The sequence below is a fragment of the Pseudomonas sp. SBT1-2 genome, from assembly GCF_028640875.1.
Classification (GTDB): Bacteria; Pseudomonadota; Gammaproteobacteria; order Pseudomonadales; family Pseudomonadaceae; genus Aquipseudomonas; species Aquipseudomonas chlororaphis_I.
On record NZ_JAQZAA010000115.1, the window covers coordinates 122960 to 142243 of the forward strand.

Here is a 19284-nt window from a genome sequence, read left to right on the forward strand (position 1 = left end):
GGCTTGCCCGCGATGCTTCTCCCGCTATCCGCCTTTAGAACATCGGCCGGGCCGCCGCCACGGCCACCAGCAACAAGCCAATGATCAGATTGATCCCCACCAATTTCCGAATATTGCCCAGGGTCGTGGCCCCCGCCGGCCAGTCCTCGGCCGCCACCGCCTGGCGCAGCGCTGGCAGCTGCAACGACTGGATCCGGATAAACAGCGCGGTCATCACCACATACAGGCCCATCATCACCTGCACATAGCGCGGCGCGGTCTCGAAGCCGCTGAACCGCAGGTGGATCAGGCCGACACCACTGATCGGCAACAGCACCACCGCGACCCAGACCCAGACGAAAAACCGTGGGAACACTTCTGCCCACAGCTTCAACCGCGCCGGCCCCTCAAGGGCGGCCACCGCCGCGGGACGCAACACCATCCAGGCGAAAAACATGCCACCGACCCAGACCAGGGCGGCCAGGACATGCAGGGTGTAGGCAAGGGCAAAGGCTGTCATTCGGGTACTCCGTTCTGCGCGGGATGAATTAGCGGGGTATGATAGCGGCCGATCCGAACCACTGAAAATTTATCCAGCGTTTCTCGCGCCCGAAGAATCATGATCAGCAACGAACTCAAAACCACGATCCAGGGCGCCTACTCGCGTTTTCTCGAAGCCAAGAGCCTGAAACCGCGTTACGGCCAGCGCCTGATGATCGCCGAAGTGGCCAAGGTCCTGGGCGATGTCGACACCGACGACGAAGGCCGGCGTTCCGGCGACCCGGCCGTGGTGGCCGTGGAAGCCGGCACCGGTACCGGCAAGACCGTGGCCTACAGCCTGGCGGCGATCCCGACCGCCAAGGCCGCCGGCAAGCGCCTGGTGATCGCCACCGCCACCGTCGCCCTGCAGGAGCAGATCGTCTACAAGGATCTGCCCGACCTGATGCGCAACAGCGGGCTGAACTTCACCTTCTCCCTGGCCAAGGGCCGTGGTCGCTACATGTGCCTGTCCAAGCTCGACATGCTGCTGCAGGAAGGCCACGCGCAAACCGCCACCGCCCAGCTGTTCGAAGAAGAAGGCTTCAAGATCGAGGTCGACGAGGCCAGTCAGAAGCTGTTCACCAGCATGATCGAGAAGCTCGCCGGCAATAAATGGGACGGTGACCGCGACAGCTGGCCCACCGCCCTGGAAGACGCCGATTGGGCGCGCTTGACCACCGATCACAGCCAGTGCACCAACCGCCATTGCCCGAACTTCGGCCAGTGCGCCTTCTACAAGGCCCGCGAAGGCATGGGCAAGGTCGACGTGATCGTCACCAACCACGACATGGTCCTGGCCGACCTGGCCCTGGGTGGTGGCGCCGTATTGCCGGACCCGCGCGACACCCTCTATGTGTTCGACGAAGGCCACCACCTGCCGGACAAGGCCATCGGCCACTTCGCCCACTACACCCGCCTGCGTTCCACCGCCGACTGGCTGGAACAGACCGCCAAGAACCTCACCAAGCTGCTGGCCCAGCACCCGCTGCCGGGCGACCTGGGCAAGCTGATCGAGCAGGTGCCGGAGCTGGCGCGGGAGATCAAGACCCAGCAGCAGTTCATGTTCACCGCCTGCGAGCAACTGGCCGACTTCAAGACCGGCGAAGACATGGAAGGCCGCGAGCGGCCGCGCCATCGTTTCGTCGGCGGGCTGATCCCCGACCATATGCGGGAAATGGGCATCGAACTGAAGAAAGGCTTCTCGCGCCTGACCGACCTGTTCACCCGCCTGACCGACTTGCTCAAGGAAGGCATGGACGGCGAGGTCAACATCGGCATCGCCAGCAACCAGGCCGAGGAGTGGTACCCACTGTTCGGCAGCCTGTTGTCCCGCGCCTCGGGCAACTGGGAGCTGTGGACCGCCTTCACCACCGACGACCCGGAAGACAACCCACCGATGGCGCGCTGGCTGACCCTGGCGGAAAGCGGCTCACTGTTCGACATCGAGGTCAACGCCAGCCCGATCCTCGCCGCGGAGATGCTTCGTCGGAACCTGTGGAACGTGGCTTATGGCGCGCTCGTGACCTCCGCCACCCTGACCGCCCTGGGTACCTTCGATCGCTTCCGCATGCGTGCCGGGCTGCCGAAAAAGGCCGTGACCGCGGTGGTGCCCAGCCCCTTCCATCATGCCGACGCCGGGGTGCTGCGGGTCCCCGACCTGCGCGCCGACCCACGGGATGCGCCGGCCCACACCGCGGCGATCATCCGCGACCTGCCGGAGCTGGTGGAGGGCTCGCGGGGCACCCTGGTGCTGTTCTCGTCGCGCAAGCAGATGCAGGACGTGTTCGACGGCCTCGACCGCGACTGGCGCAAGCAGGTGTTCATTCAAGGCAACCTGTCGAAGCAGGAAACCCTGAACAAGCACAAGGCGCGGGTCGATGGCGGTGATTCCAGCGTGCTGTTCGGCCTGGCCAGCTTCGCCGAGGGCGTGGATTTGCCCGGGGCCTACTGCGAGCACGTGGTGATCGCCAAGATCCCGTTCTCGGTGCCGGACGATCCGGTGGAGGCCGCGCTGGCCGAGTGGATCGAAGCCAGGGGCGGCAACCCGTTCATGGAGATCTCGGTGCCGGACGCCTCGCTCAAGCTGGTCCAGGCCTGCGGCCGCCTGCTGCGTACCGAGCAGGACCGCGGCACCATCACCCTGCTGGACCGGCGCCTGGTCACCCAGCGTTATGGCAAGGCTATCCTCAATGCGTTGCCGCCGTTCCGCCGGGAAATTTCCTGAGCGCGGCCGGCCTGTGGGCCGGTCGCGTTGTCTATTGCAGTCACTGATTGCACACAGGCCGTTCATCGGTCGTTAAGGAGCACCAGGTCCCTATGATTCGCCGTTCGTTACCCGCTGTCCTTGCGCTGTTGTTCGCTACGCCGCTGCTTGCCGCGCCGGCAGGGCAACAGACGCTGTTCAACTTTGTCCGGCCTGCCGACGTGGTGCAGGTAGCGACACAGGATGCCAGCCTGCCGCAAGCCAACGCGGAGCAGACAGCCGAGGGCGAAGTGCTGCGCCGGGTGACGTTCAACCCGGCGATTCAGCCAAGCCTGCGCCTGACCCCGCAGACGGGCGCCTGGGACTGGTCGCAGTCCGGGGCCATGAGCCTGCGGATCCAGAGCGCGATGAACTGGGCGCTGACCCTGTACGTGAAGATCCAGAGCAATGACGGCAAGACCCTGCTCAGCCGCATCGACCTGCCGGCCGGCCCGGCGCAGACCCTGCTGGTGCCGCTGGTTGCCAGCTCGCCGCTGAGCCAGGGCATGAAGGCCGGCCCGCCGATGCCGATGACCTTCGAAGGCCAGCGCGTGCTGCTGGCCAGCAGCGAAGGCGAGCTGGATCGCAGCCAGGTGGTGTCGGTGACCTTGTCGATGGATCAGCCGAAAGCCGCCCAGAGCATCCTGCTCGAACGTTTTGGCGTGCAGGACGGTGAGGCGGTGGTCAAGGCCGCCTACGGTGGCCTGGTGGATGCCTATGGCCAGTCGACCCGGGCCAAGTGGCCGGAAAAGGTCGCCAGCGACGAACAGCTCAAGGCCGCCGCGACCAAGGAACAGCAGCAGCTGAAAACCTGGCTGGCCGAACGCGAGCGTTCCTCCCTGGACACCTTCGGCGGCTGGAGCAATGGGCCGACCTTCAAGGCCAGTGGTTTCTTCCGTACTGAGAAGCGCGATGGCCGCTGGTATCTGGTGACGCCCGAGGGGCATCCGTTCTATTCCCTGGGGGTCAATGCGGTCGCGGCGGACGACAGCCAGACTTACATCGCCGGCCGTGAATGGATGTTCTCGACACTGCCTAACATCGGCGAACCGCTGGCCGGTTATTACGGCGAAGGCGACAACCGCGGCGGCAATGGCGCCGACCGGGGCCGCGCCTATAACGCCGGCCGCTGGTACGACTTCTATGGCGCCAACCTGCAACGCACCTACGGTGTGCCTTGCACCCCGGGCAGCGAAACCCAGGCCGGTGTGGCGGACGCCGCCAAGGCCGACGCCCAGGAGGCCCAGGCCGAGCAGGGCAGTGAATCGCCAGCCGCGGCACCTTGCCCTGCTGCAGCCCTGGACCAGAAGCGCTGGGCCAGCCACACCCTGGATCGCCTGCAGGCCTGGGGTTTCAACACCATCGGCAACTGGAGCGCGCCAGCGCTGGGCCTGAACGACCGTGTGCCCTACACCTTGCCGCTGTCGATCGTCGGCGACTATGCAAGCATCAGCACCGGCACCGACTGGTGGGGCGGCATGCCCGATCCGTTCGATCCGCGTTTCGCCATGGCCACCGAGCGCGCCGTGGCCATTGCCGCCCGCGATCACCGCGACGATCCATGGCTGATCGGCTACTTCGCCGACAACGAACTGGCCTGGGCCGGCCCCGGCGATGACCCCAAGGCGCGTTATGCCCTGGCCTACGGCACATTGCGCATGACCACCGACGTGCCGGCCAAGCGCGCGTTCCTCAAGCAACTGCGCGACAAGTACCGCAACCAGGAGGGCCTGTCGAAGGCCTGGGGCATCAACCTGACCGCCTGGGAGCTGATGGAAGATCCGGGGTTCGAGCCGCCTTTGCCTAGCCCGGAGCATCCGGAGATCGAAGCCGACTTCAAATACTTCCAGAAGGTCTTTGCCGACACGTACTTCAAGACCATTTCCGATTCGCTGAAATGGCACGCGCCGAATCACCTGCTGCTGGGCGGACGCTTCGCCATCAGCACCCCCGAGGCGGTGGCGTCCTGTGCCCAGTACTGCGATGTGCTGAGCTTCAACATGTACACCCTCAAGCCGCAGGACGGTTACGACTTTGCCCGGCTGAACACGCTGGACAAGCCGGTCCTGATCACCGAGTTCAACTTCGGTTCCAGGGATCGCGGCCCGTTCTGGGGGGGCGTGACCGAGCTGGTGCGGGAGGAGGATCGCGGTCCGGCCTATGCCCAATTCCTCAAGCAGGCGCTGAGCGAGCCGTCGATTGTCGGCGTGCACTGGTTCCAGTACCTCGATCAGCCGGTCACCGGTCGCCTGCTGGACGGCGAGAACGGCCATTTCGGCCTGGTGGGCATCACCGATGTGCCGTTCCAGGGTTTTGTCGACAGTGTGCGCAAGAGCAACCTGCAGGCCCTCGACCAGTTGGGCAAGGAAGCCGGGAAGGCCAAGGCCGCGGGTCATGCCGCCGACGGCGGCAAGCCGGGCCATGATGGCAAGGGTGCAGGGCAGGGCGGCGGCCATGCGGGTGGTCATTCGGCGAATGGCCATTGATCGCTGAGCCAGGCCTTTAGGGTACGGCTTCCCCGCGTGGGCCGGTCCGCCTCTACACTCACTCGTAGGGGCTGGCCGGCCCGCGCCGCGTTCAATGTCCGTCGATTTCTGAACAATTCTTCCGGTGGATCACCGCCGGGCTCGCTTCTGTTCCCAAAACCCTCAAGGGCTGGAACAATGCGCACCACTTTGTAGAGCATGGTCCGGGGAGTTACGGGTGCAGATTCAGGGTCATTACGAGCTTAAGTTCGAAGCGGTGCGCGAGGCCTTCGCGGCCCTCTTCGAGGATCCCCAGGAACGCGGTGCGGCGTTGTGCATTCAGATCGGCGGGGAAACCGTGATCGACCTCTGGGCCGGCACCGCCGACAAGGACGGCAGCGAAGCCTGGCACTGCGATACCATCGCCAACCTGTTTTCCTGCACCAAGACCTTCACCGCGGTCACCGCCCTGCAACTGGTGGCCGAAGGCAAGTTGCAGCTGGACGCACCGGTTGCCCGGTACTGGCCTGAGTTCGCCGCGGCCGGCAAGGAAGCGATCACCCTGCGTCAGTTGCTCTGCCATCAGGCCGGGCTGCCGGCCTTGCGTGAGCTGCTGGCGCCGGAAGCGCTCTACGACTGGCAAACCATGGTCGATGCCCTCGCGGCGCAAGCCCCTTGGTGGACGCCGGGCGAAGGCCACGGTTATGCGGCCATCACCTACGGCTGGCTGGTGGGCGAGTTGCTGCGTCGGGCTGACGGGCGCGGTCCCGGCGAATCCATCGTGGCGCGGGTCGCCAGGCCGCTGGGGCTGGACTTTTTCGTTGGCCTGCCCGACGAGGAGTTTTACCGGGTGGCGCATATCGCCCGGGGCAAGGGCAATGTCGGCGACGCGGCCGCACAGCGCCTGCTGCAAGTGACCATGCGCGAACCCACGGCCATGACCACCCGGGCGTTCACCAACCCGCCGTCGATCATGACCAGTACCAACAAGCCGGAATGGCGGCGCATGCAACAGCCAGCGGCCAATGGCCATGGCAATGCCCGCAGCCTGGCCGGGTTCTACAGCGGCCTGCTCGATGGCAGCCTGCTGGAAGCGGACATGCTCGAAGAGCTGACTCGCGAACACAGCGTCGGCATGGACAAGACCCTGTTGACCCAGACCCGTTTCGGCCTGGGTTGCATGCTTGACCAGCCGCAGGTGGCCAACGCGACCTTCGGTCTCGGCCCTCGTGCGTTTGGTCATCCGGGAGCGGGTGGCTCCATCGGTTTCGCCGATCCTGAGTACGATGTGGCCTTCGGTTTTGTCACCAATACCCTGGGGCCATACGTGCTGATGGATCCAAGAGCGCAGAAGTTGGTGAGGGTTCTGTCGGATTGTCTGTAAAAAGGTTGCTGTCAGGATTTTTTTTGCCTAAACATGAGTAAAGGCATCAGAAAGGAACCCTGTGGCTTTTATACTTTCAAAGCGTCTGTTTGTACGGTTCGTAGAGACCGTAATTTTTGATCTCATTTTGTGGATATCCCATGTCGTCGAACAAGTCTTTAGCCTTGGCTCTTTGCCTCACTGTCACCGGTTGTGCACAAACTCCACAAAATGACGCAGAAGGAGGGCACTGGTGGTCTTTCGGTTCCGATAAGACCGCCAGCAAGGAAGCGGTGCAACCGGTAGCAAAAGCAGCTGCCAACGAAGTTTCCGCGGCCAAGTCCGCCGCCACCTCCACCGCCAAGTCCGCGACCGCTCCTGCCGCAGCCAAGGTCGAAACCGCAACCGCTTCCGCCGCTGCTCCGGCCGCCAAGGCCGAGACCACCAACTGGTGGTGGCCGTTCCCTTCCAAGGACGCGAGCAAAGACGCAGTCAAAGAGCCGCTAGCCGACGCCAAGGCCAAGACGGACGCCGCGACCGCGGCGCCGAAGGTCGCCAAGACCGAGACCGGCAACTGGTGGTGGCCTTTCAACCAGCAGCCCACGTCTCCGACCAAGGCAGACGTGAAAGACATCCCGATGCCGGATCCAAAAATCACCCAGGCCTGGCTGGACGACTACGAGCCACGCCTGCGTGAAGCCATCAAGGACAGCCGCCTGCAACTGGAGCGTCGCGAGAACACCCTGGTGGTGACCGCTCCGGTCGACGGTTCGTTCAACCCGGATCGCCCGGCCATGTTGCTGCCGGTCACCCTGAGCCCGTTCACTCGCGTGGCCAAGGCCGTGGGTACCGATGCCAAGACTTCCGTGCTGGTCCTGGGCCATGCTGACACTACTGGTGCCGCAGCGGCCAACCAGAAGCTGAGCCGTGATCGTGCGCAGTCCGTTGCCGCGATTTTCAGCCTCACTGGCCTCAAGCGTGATCGCCTGATGCTGCGTGGCATGGGTTCGGTCATGCCTCGCGCGGCCAACGACAGCGCCGAAGGTCGTGCGCTGAACCGTCGTGTGGAAATCATCGTCACCCAGCGCAGCACCATGCTGGCCCTGCTGAGCAAGTACAACCAGCCGACCCCGTCCGAGGCTGAACTGGTTGCCGTACAGGATGTGAAGTCGGTCGTTCCTGCTGCTTCCTCGAAGAAAGCCGTCGCCGCGAAGAAAGCCGCCCCGGCGAAAAAAGCCCCAGCCAAGAAGCCTGTGGCGAAGAAAGCCGTTGCCAAGAAAACCACCACTGCCAAGGCTCCGGCCAAGGCAGCGACCGAACAGGCGAAGAACTGATTCATCAGGCATCGGGCAAAAGGAACCAGCAATGACCCAGGGACTGGCGGACATGCGCCGCGACTACACCCGTGACGGACTGACCGAAGCCCAGGCTCCGGTCGAGCCCTTCACGCTGTTCCACCAGTGGTTCGCACAGGCGGTGAAAACCGAGCAGCCGCCGGTCGAGGCCAACGCCATGACCCTGGCGACCGTTGACGAAGAGGGGCGCCCTCATTGCCGCATCCTGCTGCTCAAGGGGCTGGATGCGCAGGGCTTCACCTTCTTCACCAACTACGACAGCGCCAAGGGGCAGCAACTGGCCGCACGGCCTTTTGCCGCCATGACCTTCTTCTGGCCGGCCCTGGAGCGCCAAGTGCGTATCGAGGGGCGGGTGGTCAAGGTCACCGCCGAGGAGTCCGATGCCTACTTCCAGGTCCGCCCGCTGGGCAGCCGCCTGGGCGCCTGGGCATCGCCGCAGAGCCAGGTGATCGCCGATCGCCAGGAACTGGAAGCTCTGCTCAAGAACACCGAGGAGCGCTTCAGCGATACCCAGCCCCATTGCCCCGAGCACTGGGGAGGTTATCGCCTGTTACCGGAGCGCATCGAGTTCTGGCAGGGGCGTGCCAGCCGTTTGCACGATCGCCTGAACTACCGCCTGCAAGGTGCCGACTGGGTGCGTGAGCGCCTGGCCCCCTGAACCCGAATCAGCTCATTCGCCGGGATAACCGGCCGCGGCGGCTTCAAGCCACTGTGGCAGGTCCCGGCGTTTTACTTTCTGGCGATGGGCATTCGCCAGCTGTTGCAGCATGAAGGATTTTTTCTTCTCGTCCCCGCCGGCCAGCGATAGCGCCAGGTCCCGGTCCATCCAGCGCTTGATCCGTACATACAGCCACCAATGGAAGTACAGGCCGGCAACGGTGGTCACGACGATGATGAAGTAATCCATGGAAAATCCTTTGGTCGGTGGCGCAACTCGGGAAATAAGCGCTACCGTGTGAAGAGTTTTTATATGCATGCAGTCTGTACTGCTGCTGAATGGAACCAATTTTATCCGGGCGATGCCGTGACAGGCGTCAAGCTGCGGAGTTTAATGATTATCTGTCCTTTGGAGTTGATCCTATGCGTAAGTCTGTTTTGCTGGTTGCTTCCTTTTCCACGATGGCCATGTTGCTCACCGGTTGCCAATCCAACCTGTCCGGTGACTCTTACTCCCGTGACGAGGCGCGTCGCGTACAGACCGTTCGCATGGGCACCATCGAATCCCTGCGTCCGGTGAAAATCGAAGGCACCAAGACCCCGATCGGCGGCCTCGCCGGTGCAGCGGTCGGCGGCGTTGGCGGCAGCGCCATCGGCGGCGGCAAAGGCAGCATCGTGGCGGCGGTCATCGGTGCGGTGGCGGGCGGCCTGATCGGTTCCGCCACCGAGGAAGGCCTGACCCGTACCCAGGGCGTGGAAATCACCGTGCGTGAAGACGACGGCAGCATGCGTGCCTATGTACAACAAGTTGAACAAAACGAAGTGTTCCGCGTTGGCGAGCGCGTGCGCATCATGAGTGTCAACGGCACCAGTCGTGTTGCCCACTAAGGGTTAACCGCGACAAAACAAAACCCCGGCCAGGCAACTGGTCGGGGTTTTGTGTTTTCAGCCCTGGCAACTCCGGTGGTTATGCCGGCAATTGTGGGTTCTTGCGGCTGGCCGCGGCCGTTACGGCGTAGCCGATCAGGGCGGCGAAGAGCGAGCCGGTGAGGATGCCCATGCGGTCCATGCCAGCGTATTCGCTGCTGCCGGGCACGAAGGCCAGGGAGCCGACAAACAGGCTCATGGTGAAGCCGATCCCGCAGAGAATCGCCACGCCCAGCACCTGGCCCCAGTTGGCGCCGCCGGGGAGGGCGGCCAGGCCCATCTTCACCGCCAGCCAGGTCAGGCCGAACACGCCGACGGTCTTGCCCAGCAGCAGGCCGATGGCGATGCCCATGGGCACGTAATGGGTGAAGCTTTCCACGGTAATGCCCTGCAGCGACAGGCCGGCATTGGCGAAGGCGAACAGCGGCAGGATGCCGTATGCCACCCATGGATGCAGCGCATGCTCCAGGCTCAGCAGCGGCGAAGGCTCGGCATTGCGGGTACGCAGCGGGATGCAGAACGCCAGGGTCACGCCGGCCAGGGTCGCGTGGACGCCACTCTTGAGCACGCAGACCCAGAGGATCAGGCCGATGATCATGTACGGCCCGAGCTTGACCACCCCCAAACGGTTCATCGCCACCAGCGCCACCAGGCAGGCCGCGGCGAGCATCAGCGACAGGGTCGACAGGGCGCCGGAGTAGAAAATCGCGATGACGATGATGGCCCCCAGGTCATCGATGATCGCCAGCGTCATCAGGAACAGTTTCAGCGACACCGGCACCCGCTTGCCCAGCAGGGCCAGCACGCCGAGGGCGAAGGCGATGTCGGTGGCCATGGGAATCGCCCAGCCGCTGAGCGCCGGCGGGTTGTCCTTGTTGAGGAACCAGTAGATCAGCGCCGGCACGACCATGCCGCCGATGGCGGCGGCGCCCGGCAGGACGATCTGCGAAGGCTTGGACAGGTGGCCGTCGAGGAGCTCGCGCTTGACCTCCAGGCCGATCAGCAGGAAGAACATGGCCATCAGGCCGTCGTTGATCCACAGCAGCAGGGGCTTGGCGATTTTCAGGGCGCCGATCTGGGCGACCACGGGAGTGTCCAGCAGGCCGTTGTACAGCCAGGACAGCGGTGAGTTGTTGATGATCAGGGCAAGCACGGCAGCGGCAATCAATAACAGACCGCTGGCAGCTTCCAACTGAAAGAAACGCGTGAAAGTGCTACGCAGAGGCAAGGTCGCTCTCCATCAGAAAACTAAAAAGGTGGCACACCCTAACCCGTACTGTTAGTTGTTAAAACAAAAGTTATATTCTTTTTTGTTATATGTAGCAGAGCAGCGGCCCGCTGGAAAACCAGCCTAGCAGTTGTGTATCCAATTGATTCAAAACTGTACCTGTGAGCGACCGGGGATGTTTCTTAACATGTCCGGCCCCAGCCCGACGGGCCGGGGACTTTTGCCTGTTGCAGCACCTGATTTTCCTTGTGCCTGGATCACCTATGCTGGGTGCACATCATCTTTTTGCGTCCTGTGTGGCGTTCGAGCCAACGAGAAAACACCATGAGCGACAACCGTCAGTGGGCCCGCGAGGCCATCCGGATCATCGAAGCCGATTTCCAGCGCAGCGCCGATACCCACCTGATCCCCTTGCCCCTGCCGGGGCTACCGGGCATCGAGCTGTATTTCAAGGACGAGTCCAGCCATCCCACCGGCAGCCTCAAGCATCGCCTGGCGCGTTCGTTGTTCCTTTATGCGCTGTGTAACGGCTGGCTTAAGCCCGGGGCACCGGTGATTGAGGCGTCCAGCGGTTCGACGGCGATTTCCGAAGCCTATTTCGCGCGCCTGCTGGGCTTGCCGTTCATTGCGGTGATGCCGGCCACCACGTCCCAGGAAAAGATCGCGCAGATCGCCTTCTACGGCGGCAAGAGCCACCTGGTGCAGGACCCGACGCAGATCTACGCCGAATCGGAGCGCCTGGCCCGGGAGAGCGGCGGGCATTTCATGGACCAGTTCACCTACGCCGAGCGCGCCACCGACTGGCGGGCGAACAACAACATCGCCGAGTCGATCTTCCAGCAACTGCGCTTCGAACGTTACCCGGAGCCCAAATGGCTGATCTCCAGCCCGGGCACCGGCGGCACCACCGCTACCCTGGGGCGTTATGTGCGCTATCGCCAGCATTGCACCCGGGTACTCTGCGCCGACGCCGAGCGTTCGGTGTTCTTCGATTACTACCAGAGCGGTGACGCCAGCCTGCGCCTGGATTGCGGTTCGCGCATCGAAGGGATCGGCCGGCCACGGGTCGAGGCGTCGTTCCTGCCCAAGGTGATCGATGCGATGGTCAAGGTGCCGGATGCCCTGTCGCTGGCGGCCATGCATTACCTGGCGCAGCGCCTGGGGCGGCGGGTGGGCGGTTCCAGCGGGACCAACCTGATCGGCGCGCTGATGGCGGCGCAGCAGATGAAACAGGCCGGCGAGAGTGGTTCGATCGTCGCCATCCTGTGTGACGGTGGCGAGCGTTATGCGACCACCTATTACGATCAGGACTGGCTGACCGCCCAGGGTTACCAGTTGACGGCCTTGATCGAGGCGGTGGCAGCGAGTGTGGAGCGTGGCGAGGCGTTGCCGGCCAGCGTATTGCGCGCTGGCATCTGAGGCTGCAAGCCCGCCCTTGTAGGAGCGAGCTTGCTCGCGAAAAACATCAAGACAACGCGGTGTTTCAGATGCCCCGCGTTATCGTTGGCCTCCATCGCGAGCAAGCTCGCTCCTACAGGGGGGCATCTCCCCCTGGCATAGGCCTTTTTTTACGCCTCGATGCCGAGGATGTTGCGCGCCACCGCTTCGGCGATGCGGATCCCGTCGACCCCGGCCGACAGGATGCCGCCGGCATAACCGGCGCCTTCACCGGCCGGGTACAGGCCTTTCACGTTCAGGCTCTGCATCGATTCGTCGCGGGTAATACGCAGCGGCGACGAGGTGCGGGTCTCGATCCCGGTCAGTACCGCGTCATGCAGGGAGTAACCCTTGATCTGCCGCTCGAAGGCCGGCAGCGCTTCGCGGATCGCCTCGATGGCGAAGTCCGGCAGGGCCAGCGCCAGGTCACCCAGGGCGACGCCCGGCTTGTAGGACGGCTCGACGCTGCCCAGGGCGGTGGATGGCTTGCCGGCGATAAAGTCGCCGACCAGTTGCGCCGGGGCTTCGTAGTTGCTGCCGCCGAGCACGAAGGCGTGGGATTCCAGGCGTTCCTGCAGCTCGATGCCGGCCAGCGGGCCACCCGGGTAATCCACTTCCGGGGTGATGCCGACCACGATGCCAGAGTTGGCGTTGCGCTCGTTACGCGAGTACTGGCTCATGCCGTTGGTGACCACGCGGTTCGGCTCGGAAGTCGCCGCCACCACGGTGCCGCCCGGGCACATGCAGAAGCTGTAGACCGAACGGCCGTTCTTCGCGTGGTGCACCAGCTTGTAGTCGGCGGCACCGAGTTTCGGGTGACCGGCGTACTTGCCCAGGCGCGCGCTGTCGATCAGCGATTGCGGGTGTTCGATGCGGAAACCCACGGAGAACGGCTTGGCCTCCATGTACACGCCACGGCCGTGGAGCATGCGGAAGGTGTCGCGGGCGCTGTGGCCCAGGGCCAGGATCACGTGTTTCGAGTGAATCTGTTCGCCGCTGTTGAGCTCGACGCCGACCAGTTGGCCGTCTTCGATCAGCACGTCGGTGACCCGTTGCTCGAAGCGCACTTCACCGCCCAGGGCGATGATCTGCTGGCGCATGTTCTCGACCACGCCGGTCAGGCGGAAGGTACCGATATGCGGCTTGCTGACGTAGAGGATCTCTTCCGGCGCGCCGGCCTTGACGAACTCGTGCAGGACCTTGCGACCGTGGTGTTTCGGGTCCTTGATCTGGCTGTACAGCTTGCCGTCGGAGAAGGTCCCCGCGCCGCCTTCGCCGAACTGCACGTTGGATTCCGGGTTGAGCACGCTTTTGCGCCACAGGCCCCAGGTGTCCTTGGTGCGCTGGCGCACTTCCTTGCCGCGCTCGAGGATGATCGGCTTGAAGCCCATCTGCGCCAGCAGCAGGCCGGCGAAAATCCCGCAGGGGCCGAAACCCACTACGATTGGGCGCTGCGCCAGGTCGGCGGGCGCCTGGCCGACGACCTTGTAGCTGACATCCGGCGCCGGGTTGACGTTACGGTCGTCGGCGAACTTGTGCAGCAGCTTGGCCTCGTCACGCACGTTCAGATCGAGGGTGTAGATGAAGCACAGCTCGGACGACTTCTTGCGCGCGTCGTAGCTGCGCTTGAACAGGGTGAAGTCGAGCAGGTCCTCGCTGGCGATGCCCAGGCGCTGCAGGATGGCAGGGCGCAGGTCTTCATCGGGATGGTCGATCGGCAGCTTGAGTTCGGTGATTCGTAACATGACAGGGTCCGGTTCGCGGGACGCACCAATGCGTCAGGGCGGTTTTACAAACCGGCGATTATAAGCCGCAAAGCCCGGACCCCGTGAGGTTAAAACGGTTGTCCGTCGCCTCAGTCGCTGCGCGAGCCGCCGAAATAGGCGCAACCGCGCTGGACCTGGCCATCGACCCGCAATTCCGCGGTCAGGTGCTGCACGCTGCCGGTCTTGCTGTCCACGCAGCGCTGCGGCGCGACCCAGAGTTCGACATGGCGGTTGTTGGCTTCGCTGCTGAGGTTGAAGCGGCCGTCGCCCAGTTGCTCTTCCAGGTAAGGCAGCGCCAGTGCCGGCTGGCCGGCGCGTTCGATGCGCATGCCCTTGGCGCTGACATCGACGTTCCAGTCCGGAGCCTTGCCACTGGCCCGCAGGATCAGGCGCGGGAAGTCGGGATCGCCGCAGGCATCGCTCGAGCGTTCGACGCGATACAACTGGCTCAGCGCCACTTCACTGTCGGCGCCGCCGGCCTTGCTCGGGGAAAAGTGCCCGCGCAGGTCGGCGAACAGCGTGCCCTGCTGGTCGGCCAGGCTGGCGGCTTCCTGGAGGATGCTGGTGCCACCGTTGTCCTTGACCACATAACGCTGCTCGCCGACGCAAGGCTTGAACAGCAACTGGCCGTCGGCGGCGGTCAGCGTGCCCTGCATGCGGGTCTGGCCGGCCTGGGACTGCGTCCGGGGCTGGCCATCGAACACCGACAGCATCTGGCAACCGGCAAACAGGGGGAGCAGGGCAATACAAACAAGGGAACGGGCGGCACGCATCGTCGGGTCTCCAATCAAGTGCCGCCACGTTACGCAGCCTGACCGTTCATCACAACCCCGGATCCAATCGCGCCTCTGTAGGAGCCAGGCTTGCCGGCGATGCAGGTACTGCGGTGTGACTGGCGTACCGCTATCGCGAGCAATCGAGCGTCGACCGGCTGCTCCTACAGAAGATCCATGTGGGTCAGCCGACGATATAGGTCTGGCCGGTCTGCAGGCCTTCCACGCTCTTGGCGTAGGCCAGCGCCACGTCGGCGCCGGGAACCGGCTTATAGCCACGGAAGTACGGGGCGTAACTGTCCATGGCCTCCACCAGCACGGTCGGGCTTACCGAGTTCACCCGCAGGCCGCGCGGCAACTCGATGGCGGCGGCGCGGACGAAACCGTCGATGGCGCCGTTGACCAGGGCTGCCGAGGCGCCGCTGCGGATCGGGTCGCGGTTGAGGATGCCGGAGGTGAAGGTGAACGAGGCGCCGTCGTTGGCGAACTCGCGACCGATCAGCAGCAGGTTGACCTGGCCCATCAGCTTGTCCTGCAGGCCCAGGGCGAAGTGCTGTTCGCTCATCTCGCCCAGTGGCGCGAAGGTGACATTGCCGGCGGCGCAGATCAGCGCGTCGAATGTGCCGGTTTGCTCGAAGAGCGCGCGGATCGAGGCGCTGTCGCTGATATCCACTTGGAAATCACCGCTGGTACGGCCAATGCGGATGATTTCATGACGCTGCGACAGCTCTTTGTCGACCGCTGAACCTATGGTGCCGTTGGCGCCGATCAGAAGAATTTTCATGGGGCTGTTCCTCGCGTGGGTTGAACGAGGTTGCAGTCTAGTGCTGGTTTTTCCCGTTGATTAGCGCACTAATAGGCAACCTTTGGTTTTCAAATGGAAACAATCCGTGAGCGAGATGGATGACCTGGCGGCGTTCGCCGTGCTGATCGAGGCCGGCAGTTTCACCCTGGCCGCCCAGCAATTGGGTTGCAGCAAGGGGCAATTGTCCAAGCGCATCAGCGCCCTGGAGGCGCAGTTCTCGGTCGTGCTGTTGCAGCGCACCACGCGCCGCTTGAGCCTGACCGCGGCGGGCGCCGCCTTGTTGCCCCAGGCCCAGGCGCTGTTGGTCCAGGTCGAGCGGGCGCGCCAGGCGCTGGCGCGGCTCAAGGACGACATGGCCGGGCCGGTGCGGCTGACGGTGCCGGTGTCCCTGGGGGAGACCTTTTTCGAGGGCCTGTTGCTGGAGTTTTCCCGGCAGTATCCCGAGGTGCAGATCGAGCTGGAGCTGAACAACAACTACCGCGACCTGACCCGGGACGGCTTCGACCTGGCGATCCGCTCGGAGGTGGCCAACGACCAGCGGCTGGTGGCCAGGCCGCTGCTGGCCTGGCACGAGATGACCTGCGCCAGCCCGGCCTACCTGGAGCAATATGGCGAGCCGCAGACGCCCAGGGACCTGGCCGAGCATCGCTGCCTGCTCAACAGTCATTACAGCGGTCGTGAGGAGTGGCTCTATCACCAGCAGCACGAGCTGTTGCGGGTGCGGGTGTCGGGGCCCTTCGCCAGCAATCACTACAACCTGCTGAAAAAGGCCGCGCTGGTGGGCGCCGGGATCGCCCGGCTGCCGTCCTACCTGCTGCAGGCGGAATTGGCCGATGGGCGTTTGCGCGGGCTGCTGCGCGACTACCAGACCCGCAGCATGCCGATGTACCTGGTGCACCCGTATCAGGGCGGGCTGCCCAGGCGCACCCAGGTCCTGGCCGATTACCTGATCGGCTGGTTCAAGCGCAGCGGCGAAGCGTTGGATCGCCTCTGACTTGATGCTGCGATGGACCTTGTAGCCGCTGCCGCAGGCTGCGCAAGGCCCGAAGGGCCTCGGCGATCTTGAGACCTTGCGCGTCCTTCGGACCCGATCGCAGCCTGCGGCAGCGGCTACAGCTACAGCGGTGGGCGATCAAATCTGTAGGAGCGAAGCTTGCTCGCGATGGCGGCACCGCGGACTGTCTGAAAAACCGCGTTATCGTTCATCGCGAGCAAGCTGCGCTCCTACAGGGACAGAGGGTCAAGGTCGCTGGTAGCGGCGGGCGATCAGGTGGTCGATGGAGAGCTTGCCGGGGCCGCGGGCCATCAGGTACAGCAGGACCGCCGCCCAGGTGCCGTGGGTCGGGTAGGCGTCAGGGTAGACGAACAGCTGGATGGTCAGGGTCATGCCCAGCAGTGCCAGGGCCGAGAAGCGCGTGGCGAAACCGACCAGGAGCAGCAGCGGGAACAGATGCTCGGCGAATGCCGCCAGGTGCGCGGCCAGTTCGGGGGAGAGCAGCGGTACCCGGTACTCGCTCTGGAACAAGGGAATGGTCGAGTCGGCCAGGCGCGGCATGCCGAGCTCGAACGTCCCGGAGAACAGATCGATGGCCAGGCCCTCGACCTTGGTCTGGCCGGATTTCCAGAACACCGCGGCAATCGAGAAGCGCGCGATAAAGGCGATCAGGCTGTGGGGAATACGCTCCAGCAACTGGATGAGTCGGTTCACCCCGTGGCTGAGCGGGTGGTGTTTGGTGCAGTGGGTGTCCATGTTCAAACCTCGGAATGGGGGGACAGGCGAGTGATGGCGCCGCGACCGATCAACAGCGCCAGGGCCTGGCTCGGCTCGAATGCCGGATCGGCCGCCAAGGCATTGGCCGCGGCGACCTGCAGCGGCTGGGAGTGGTGCAGGCTGTGGATGAAGCAGGCGACTCCGGCGTCGATGGCGAACACTTCGACCTCCAGGTCGTGACGCAGTACCAGGGCGTTTTGTCCTTGCTGCAAGTCGATCGCCTGCCAGTCGCCATCGCCCTGGTGGGCGGCCCATAAGGCGACCACCGGATGGGCCGATTCCAGCAGGCCGAGCGAAGGGTGCAGCTCCAGGCGCAATTGCCCCAGGGTTGCAGGCTCGGCCATGGCTGCGGCGATCTGCTGCGGTTGTACCGGGCAGGCGTCGGCGGCGTGATAGGCGCTGACCCGCAGGCGTTCCAGGCGCGCGACATCGGCCAGGTAAGGCAGGCTGGCGGCGGGAGGGAAACCGCCGATGAAATCGGCGAAGTCATGGCCATAGTCGCTGAGCACGGCGCTGGTGGGTGGGAAGCGCCTGACGTAGAGCGCGGCCATGGCCCGGAAGAACTCATCGCCCACCAGTTGCGCCACCACCGGATAGGCATCGGCCAGGGCGTTGATCAGCGAACTCTGCACATTGTTGCGGTACACCGCGAAGCGGCTGGCCGGGTCGGCGCCGTTGCCGCAGTACAGGCCCGCCGGGCAGGGCTGCTCGGGGTCGAGCAGGGCGCTGGCGAAGCTGGCTTGTGTGTTCACGGCAGCCTCCTGGCGCATTGCAGCAGCTCATCCGCCTGGCGCACTTCGGCGTGCAGCACGGAAAACGCCGGCACCTGGTTGTCGCGCTCGATCAGGGTCGCGGTCGGCCCGATCCGTTCCAGCAGCCGCAGGTACAGCGCCCACACGGCGTTATCGATCGGCGCGCCGTGATCGTCGATCAGCAAGCGGTCGCCCAGGCTGTCAGTGTCTTCGGCAAAGCCGGCGAGGTGAATCTCACCCACCGCGTGCAACGGCAGGGCATCGATATAGGCCAACGGGTCGCGCCGGTGGTTGATGCACGACACGTAGACATTGTTCACGTCCAGCAACAGGCCGCAGCCGGTGCGGTCTATCACCTCGCGGATGAACTCGGCCTCGTCCATGCTCGACTGGCGAAACTCCAGATAGGTGGCCGGGTTCTCCAGCAGCATGGGGCGGCGCAATGTGTTCTGTACCTGGTCGATGTGTTCGCAGACGCGGTTCAGCGTCGGCCGGTCATAGGCCAGTGGCAGCAGGTCATTGAGAAACACCGGGCCATGGCTGGACCAGGCCAGGTGTTCGGAAAAGGACTGGGGTTGATAACGCTCGATCAGCACCGCCAGGCGTTTGAGGTGCTGTTGGTCCAGCGGACCTTCGGCGCCGATCGACAGGCCGACGCCGTGCAGCGACAGCGGGTACTGCTCGCGGATCAACCCCAGGTAGTGATGGAACGGCCCGCCGGCGACCATGTAGTTTTCCGCATGGACTTCAAAGAAACCGATATCGGGCTGTTCCCTCAGGACCTGGCGAAAGTGCTCGGTCTTGAGCCCCAGCCCGGCGCGTTGCGGCAGGCTGGAGAGGGGCGCCTGAGTGGCGGGATGGAGGGGGAGTGGTACGGCCATGTTCATCATCGACACTCAGGCAGACGGTGGATTACGACTTGGCTTTGTAGGCCTGGAGCTGGCCGAAACCGGTAGGCGAGGTGCTGCTGGCGGTTTTCTCGCAGGTGCCTTTAGGAACCAGTTTCCAGGCGTTGGCCTGGTGGTCGACTTTGGCGGTGCCGGCACAGGTGGTGCCCGCGCCTGCGGCGCAATCGTTCTTGCCTTTCATGGCGACGCCAAAGCATTTCTCCATGTCGTCGGCGGCCTGGGCGGTGGTCGGCAGCGCGGCCATGCTCAAGGCAGAGCCGAGGGCCAGGGCCAGGGCGGCGGCGGACAGGGTGCGAGTGGTAGCGGTCATGGTGTT

General features: G+C 64.3%; 18 protein-coding genes. 8 read left to right on the plus strand and 10 right to left on the minus strand.

Translation table 11 applies throughout. From position 1 onward, the window contains the following. Positions 1-34: 34 nt before the first annotated feature. Positions 35-499, minus strand: coding sequence for a CopD family protein (locus PVZ78_RS29280; RefSeq protein WP_009047368.1), 465 nt, complete (start codon positions 497-499; stop codon positions 35-37). Between the two features lie 99 nt (positions 500-598). Here PVZ78_RS29280 and dinG point away from each other — a divergent pair, with 99 nt between their 5' ends. The 5 genes from dinG to pdxH all read left to right on the plus strand — a co-directional run bounded on the left by dinG (position 599) and on the right by pdxH (position 8602). Next, positions 599-2743, plus strand: a complete 2145-nt coding sequence (dinG, locus tag PVZ78_RS29285; protein ID WP_273829650.1) for an ATP-dependent DNA helicase DinG — start codon at positions 599-601, stop codon at positions 2741-2743. 92 nt (positions 2744-2835) lie between these two features. Then, the gene (locus PVZ78_RS29290; protein WP_273829651.1) at positions 2836-5247 is read left to right on the plus strand and encodes a beta-galactosidase; all 2412 of its coding nucleotides are present in this window, start codon (positions 2836-2838) and stop codon (positions 5245-5247) included. 217 nt (positions 5248-5464) lie between these two features. Continuing rightward, positions 5465-6610, plus strand: coding sequence for an EstA family serine hydrolase (locus PVZ78_RS29295; protein WP_028681810.1), 1146 nt, complete (start codon positions 5465-5467; stop codon positions 6608-6610). A 140-nt stretch (positions 6611-6750) separates the two neighbouring features. Continuing rightward, positions 6751-7923, plus strand: a complete 1173-nt coding sequence (locus tag PVZ78_RS29300; RefSeq protein ID WP_016702045.1) for an OmpA family protein — start codon at positions 6751-6753, stop codon at positions 7921-7923. A 31-nt stretch (positions 7924-7954) separates the two neighbouring features. Continuing rightward, entirely contained in the window at positions 7955-8602 is a 648-nt protein-coding gene (pdxH, locus tag PVZ78_RS29305) for a pyridoxamine 5'-phosphate oxidase (RefSeq protein WP_009047373.1), read from the plus strand. Between the two features lie 12 nt (positions 8603-8614). On the opposite strand, the gene PVZ78_RS29310 is transcribed toward pdxH, so the two are convergent. Beyond that, positions 8615-8851: a hypothetical protein gene (locus PVZ78_RS29310; RefSeq protein WP_009047374.1), complete on the minus strand. Its 237-nt coding sequence runs from the start codon at positions 8849-8851 to the stop codon at positions 8615-8617. A gap of 173 nt (positions 8852-9024) precedes the next feature. Here PVZ78_RS29310 and PVZ78_RS29315 point away from each other — a divergent pair, with 173 nt between their 5' ends. After that, positions 9025-9489, plus strand: a complete 465-nt coding sequence (locus tag PVZ78_RS29315; protein ID WP_007923357.1) for a glycine zipper 2TM domain-containing protein — start codon at positions 9025-9027, stop codon at positions 9487-9489. Positions 9490-9568: 79 nt separating this feature from the next. Here the strand turns inward: PVZ78_RS29315 and nhaA are convergent, their stop codons facing one another. Further along, positions 9569-10756: a Na+/H+ antiporter NhaA gene (nhaA, locus tag PVZ78_RS29320; RefSeq protein WP_273829652.1), complete on the minus strand. Its 1188-nt coding sequence runs from the start codon at positions 10754-10756 to the stop codon at positions 9569-9571. 324 nt (positions 10757-11080) lie between these two features. Between nhaA and PVZ78_RS29325 the strand changes: the two genes are divergently transcribed. Then, the gene (locus PVZ78_RS29325; protein WP_009047376.1) at positions 11081-12175 is read left to right on the plus strand and encodes a PLP-dependent cysteine synthase family protein; all 1095 of its coding nucleotides are present in this window, start codon (positions 11081-11083) and stop codon (positions 12173-12175) included. A 149-nt stretch (positions 12176-12324) separates the two neighbouring features. Here PVZ78_RS29325 and PVZ78_RS29330 read toward each other — a convergent pair whose 3' ends face one another. The 3 genes from PVZ78_RS29330 to PVZ78_RS29340 all read right to left on the minus strand — a co-directional run bounded on the left by PVZ78_RS29330 (position 12325) and on the right by PVZ78_RS29340 (position 15516). Then, the gene (locus PVZ78_RS29330) at positions 12325-13938 is read right to left on the minus strand and encodes an NAD(P)/FAD-dependent oxidoreductase (protein WP_016702048.1); all 1614 of its coding nucleotides are present in this window, start codon (positions 13936-13938) and stop codon (positions 12325-12327) included. A gap of 110 nt (positions 13939-14048) precedes the next feature. Next, positions 14049-14732, minus strand: a complete 684-nt coding sequence (locus PVZ78_RS29335; protein WP_009047378.1) for a COG3650 family protein — start codon at positions 14730-14732, stop codon at positions 14049-14051. A 184-nt stretch (positions 14733-14916) separates the two neighbouring features. Beyond that, positions 14917-15516, minus strand: a complete 600-nt coding sequence (locus PVZ78_RS29340; RefSeq protein WP_016702050.1) for a short chain dehydrogenase — start codon at positions 15514-15516, stop codon at positions 14917-14919. Positions 15517-15622: 106 nt separating this feature from the next. On the opposite strand from PVZ78_RS29340, the gene PVZ78_RS29345 reads away from it, so the two are divergent. Further along, the gene (locus PVZ78_RS29345; RefSeq protein WP_028681807.1) at positions 15623-16531 is read left to right on the plus strand and encodes a LysR family transcriptional regulator; all 909 of its coding nucleotides are present in this window, start codon (positions 15623-15625) and stop codon (positions 16529-16531) included. Positions 16532-16777: 246 nt separating this feature from the next. Here the strand turns inward: PVZ78_RS29345 and PVZ78_RS29350 are convergent, their stop codons facing one another. The 4 genes from PVZ78_RS29350 to PVZ78_RS29365 are packed head-to-tail and all read right to left on the minus strand — an operon-like array spanning position 16778 to position 19278. Continuing rightward, positions 16778-17287 carry a DoxX family protein gene (locus tag PVZ78_RS29350; RefSeq protein ID WP_096373238.1) on the minus strand — a complete coding sequence of 170 codons (510 nt, stop codon included), beginning with the start codon at positions 17285-17287 and terminating at the stop codon, positions 16778-16780. Between the two features lie 2 nt (positions 17288-17289). Beyond that, complete coding sequence (locus tag PVZ78_RS29355) at positions 17290-18060, minus strand: HvfC/BufC N-terminal domain-containing protein (RefSeq protein WP_038583924.1); 771 nt, start codon at positions 18058-18060, stop codon at positions 17290-17292. After that, positions 18057-18941: an MNIO family bufferin maturase gene (gene bufB, locus PVZ78_RS29360; RefSeq protein ID WP_273829653.1), complete on the minus strand. Its 885-nt coding sequence runs from the start codon at positions 18939-18941 to the stop codon at positions 18057-18059. Before bufB ends, PVZ78_RS29355 begins: the two co-directional genes overlap by 4 nt. A 31-nt stretch (positions 18942-18972) precedes the next feature. Continuing rightward, positions 18973-19278, minus strand: coding sequence for a BufA1 family periplasmic bufferin-type metallophore (locus PVZ78_RS29365; protein WP_009047384.1), 306 nt, complete (start codon positions 19276-19278; stop codon positions 18973-18975). Positions 19279-19284 lie beyond the last annotated feature (6 nt).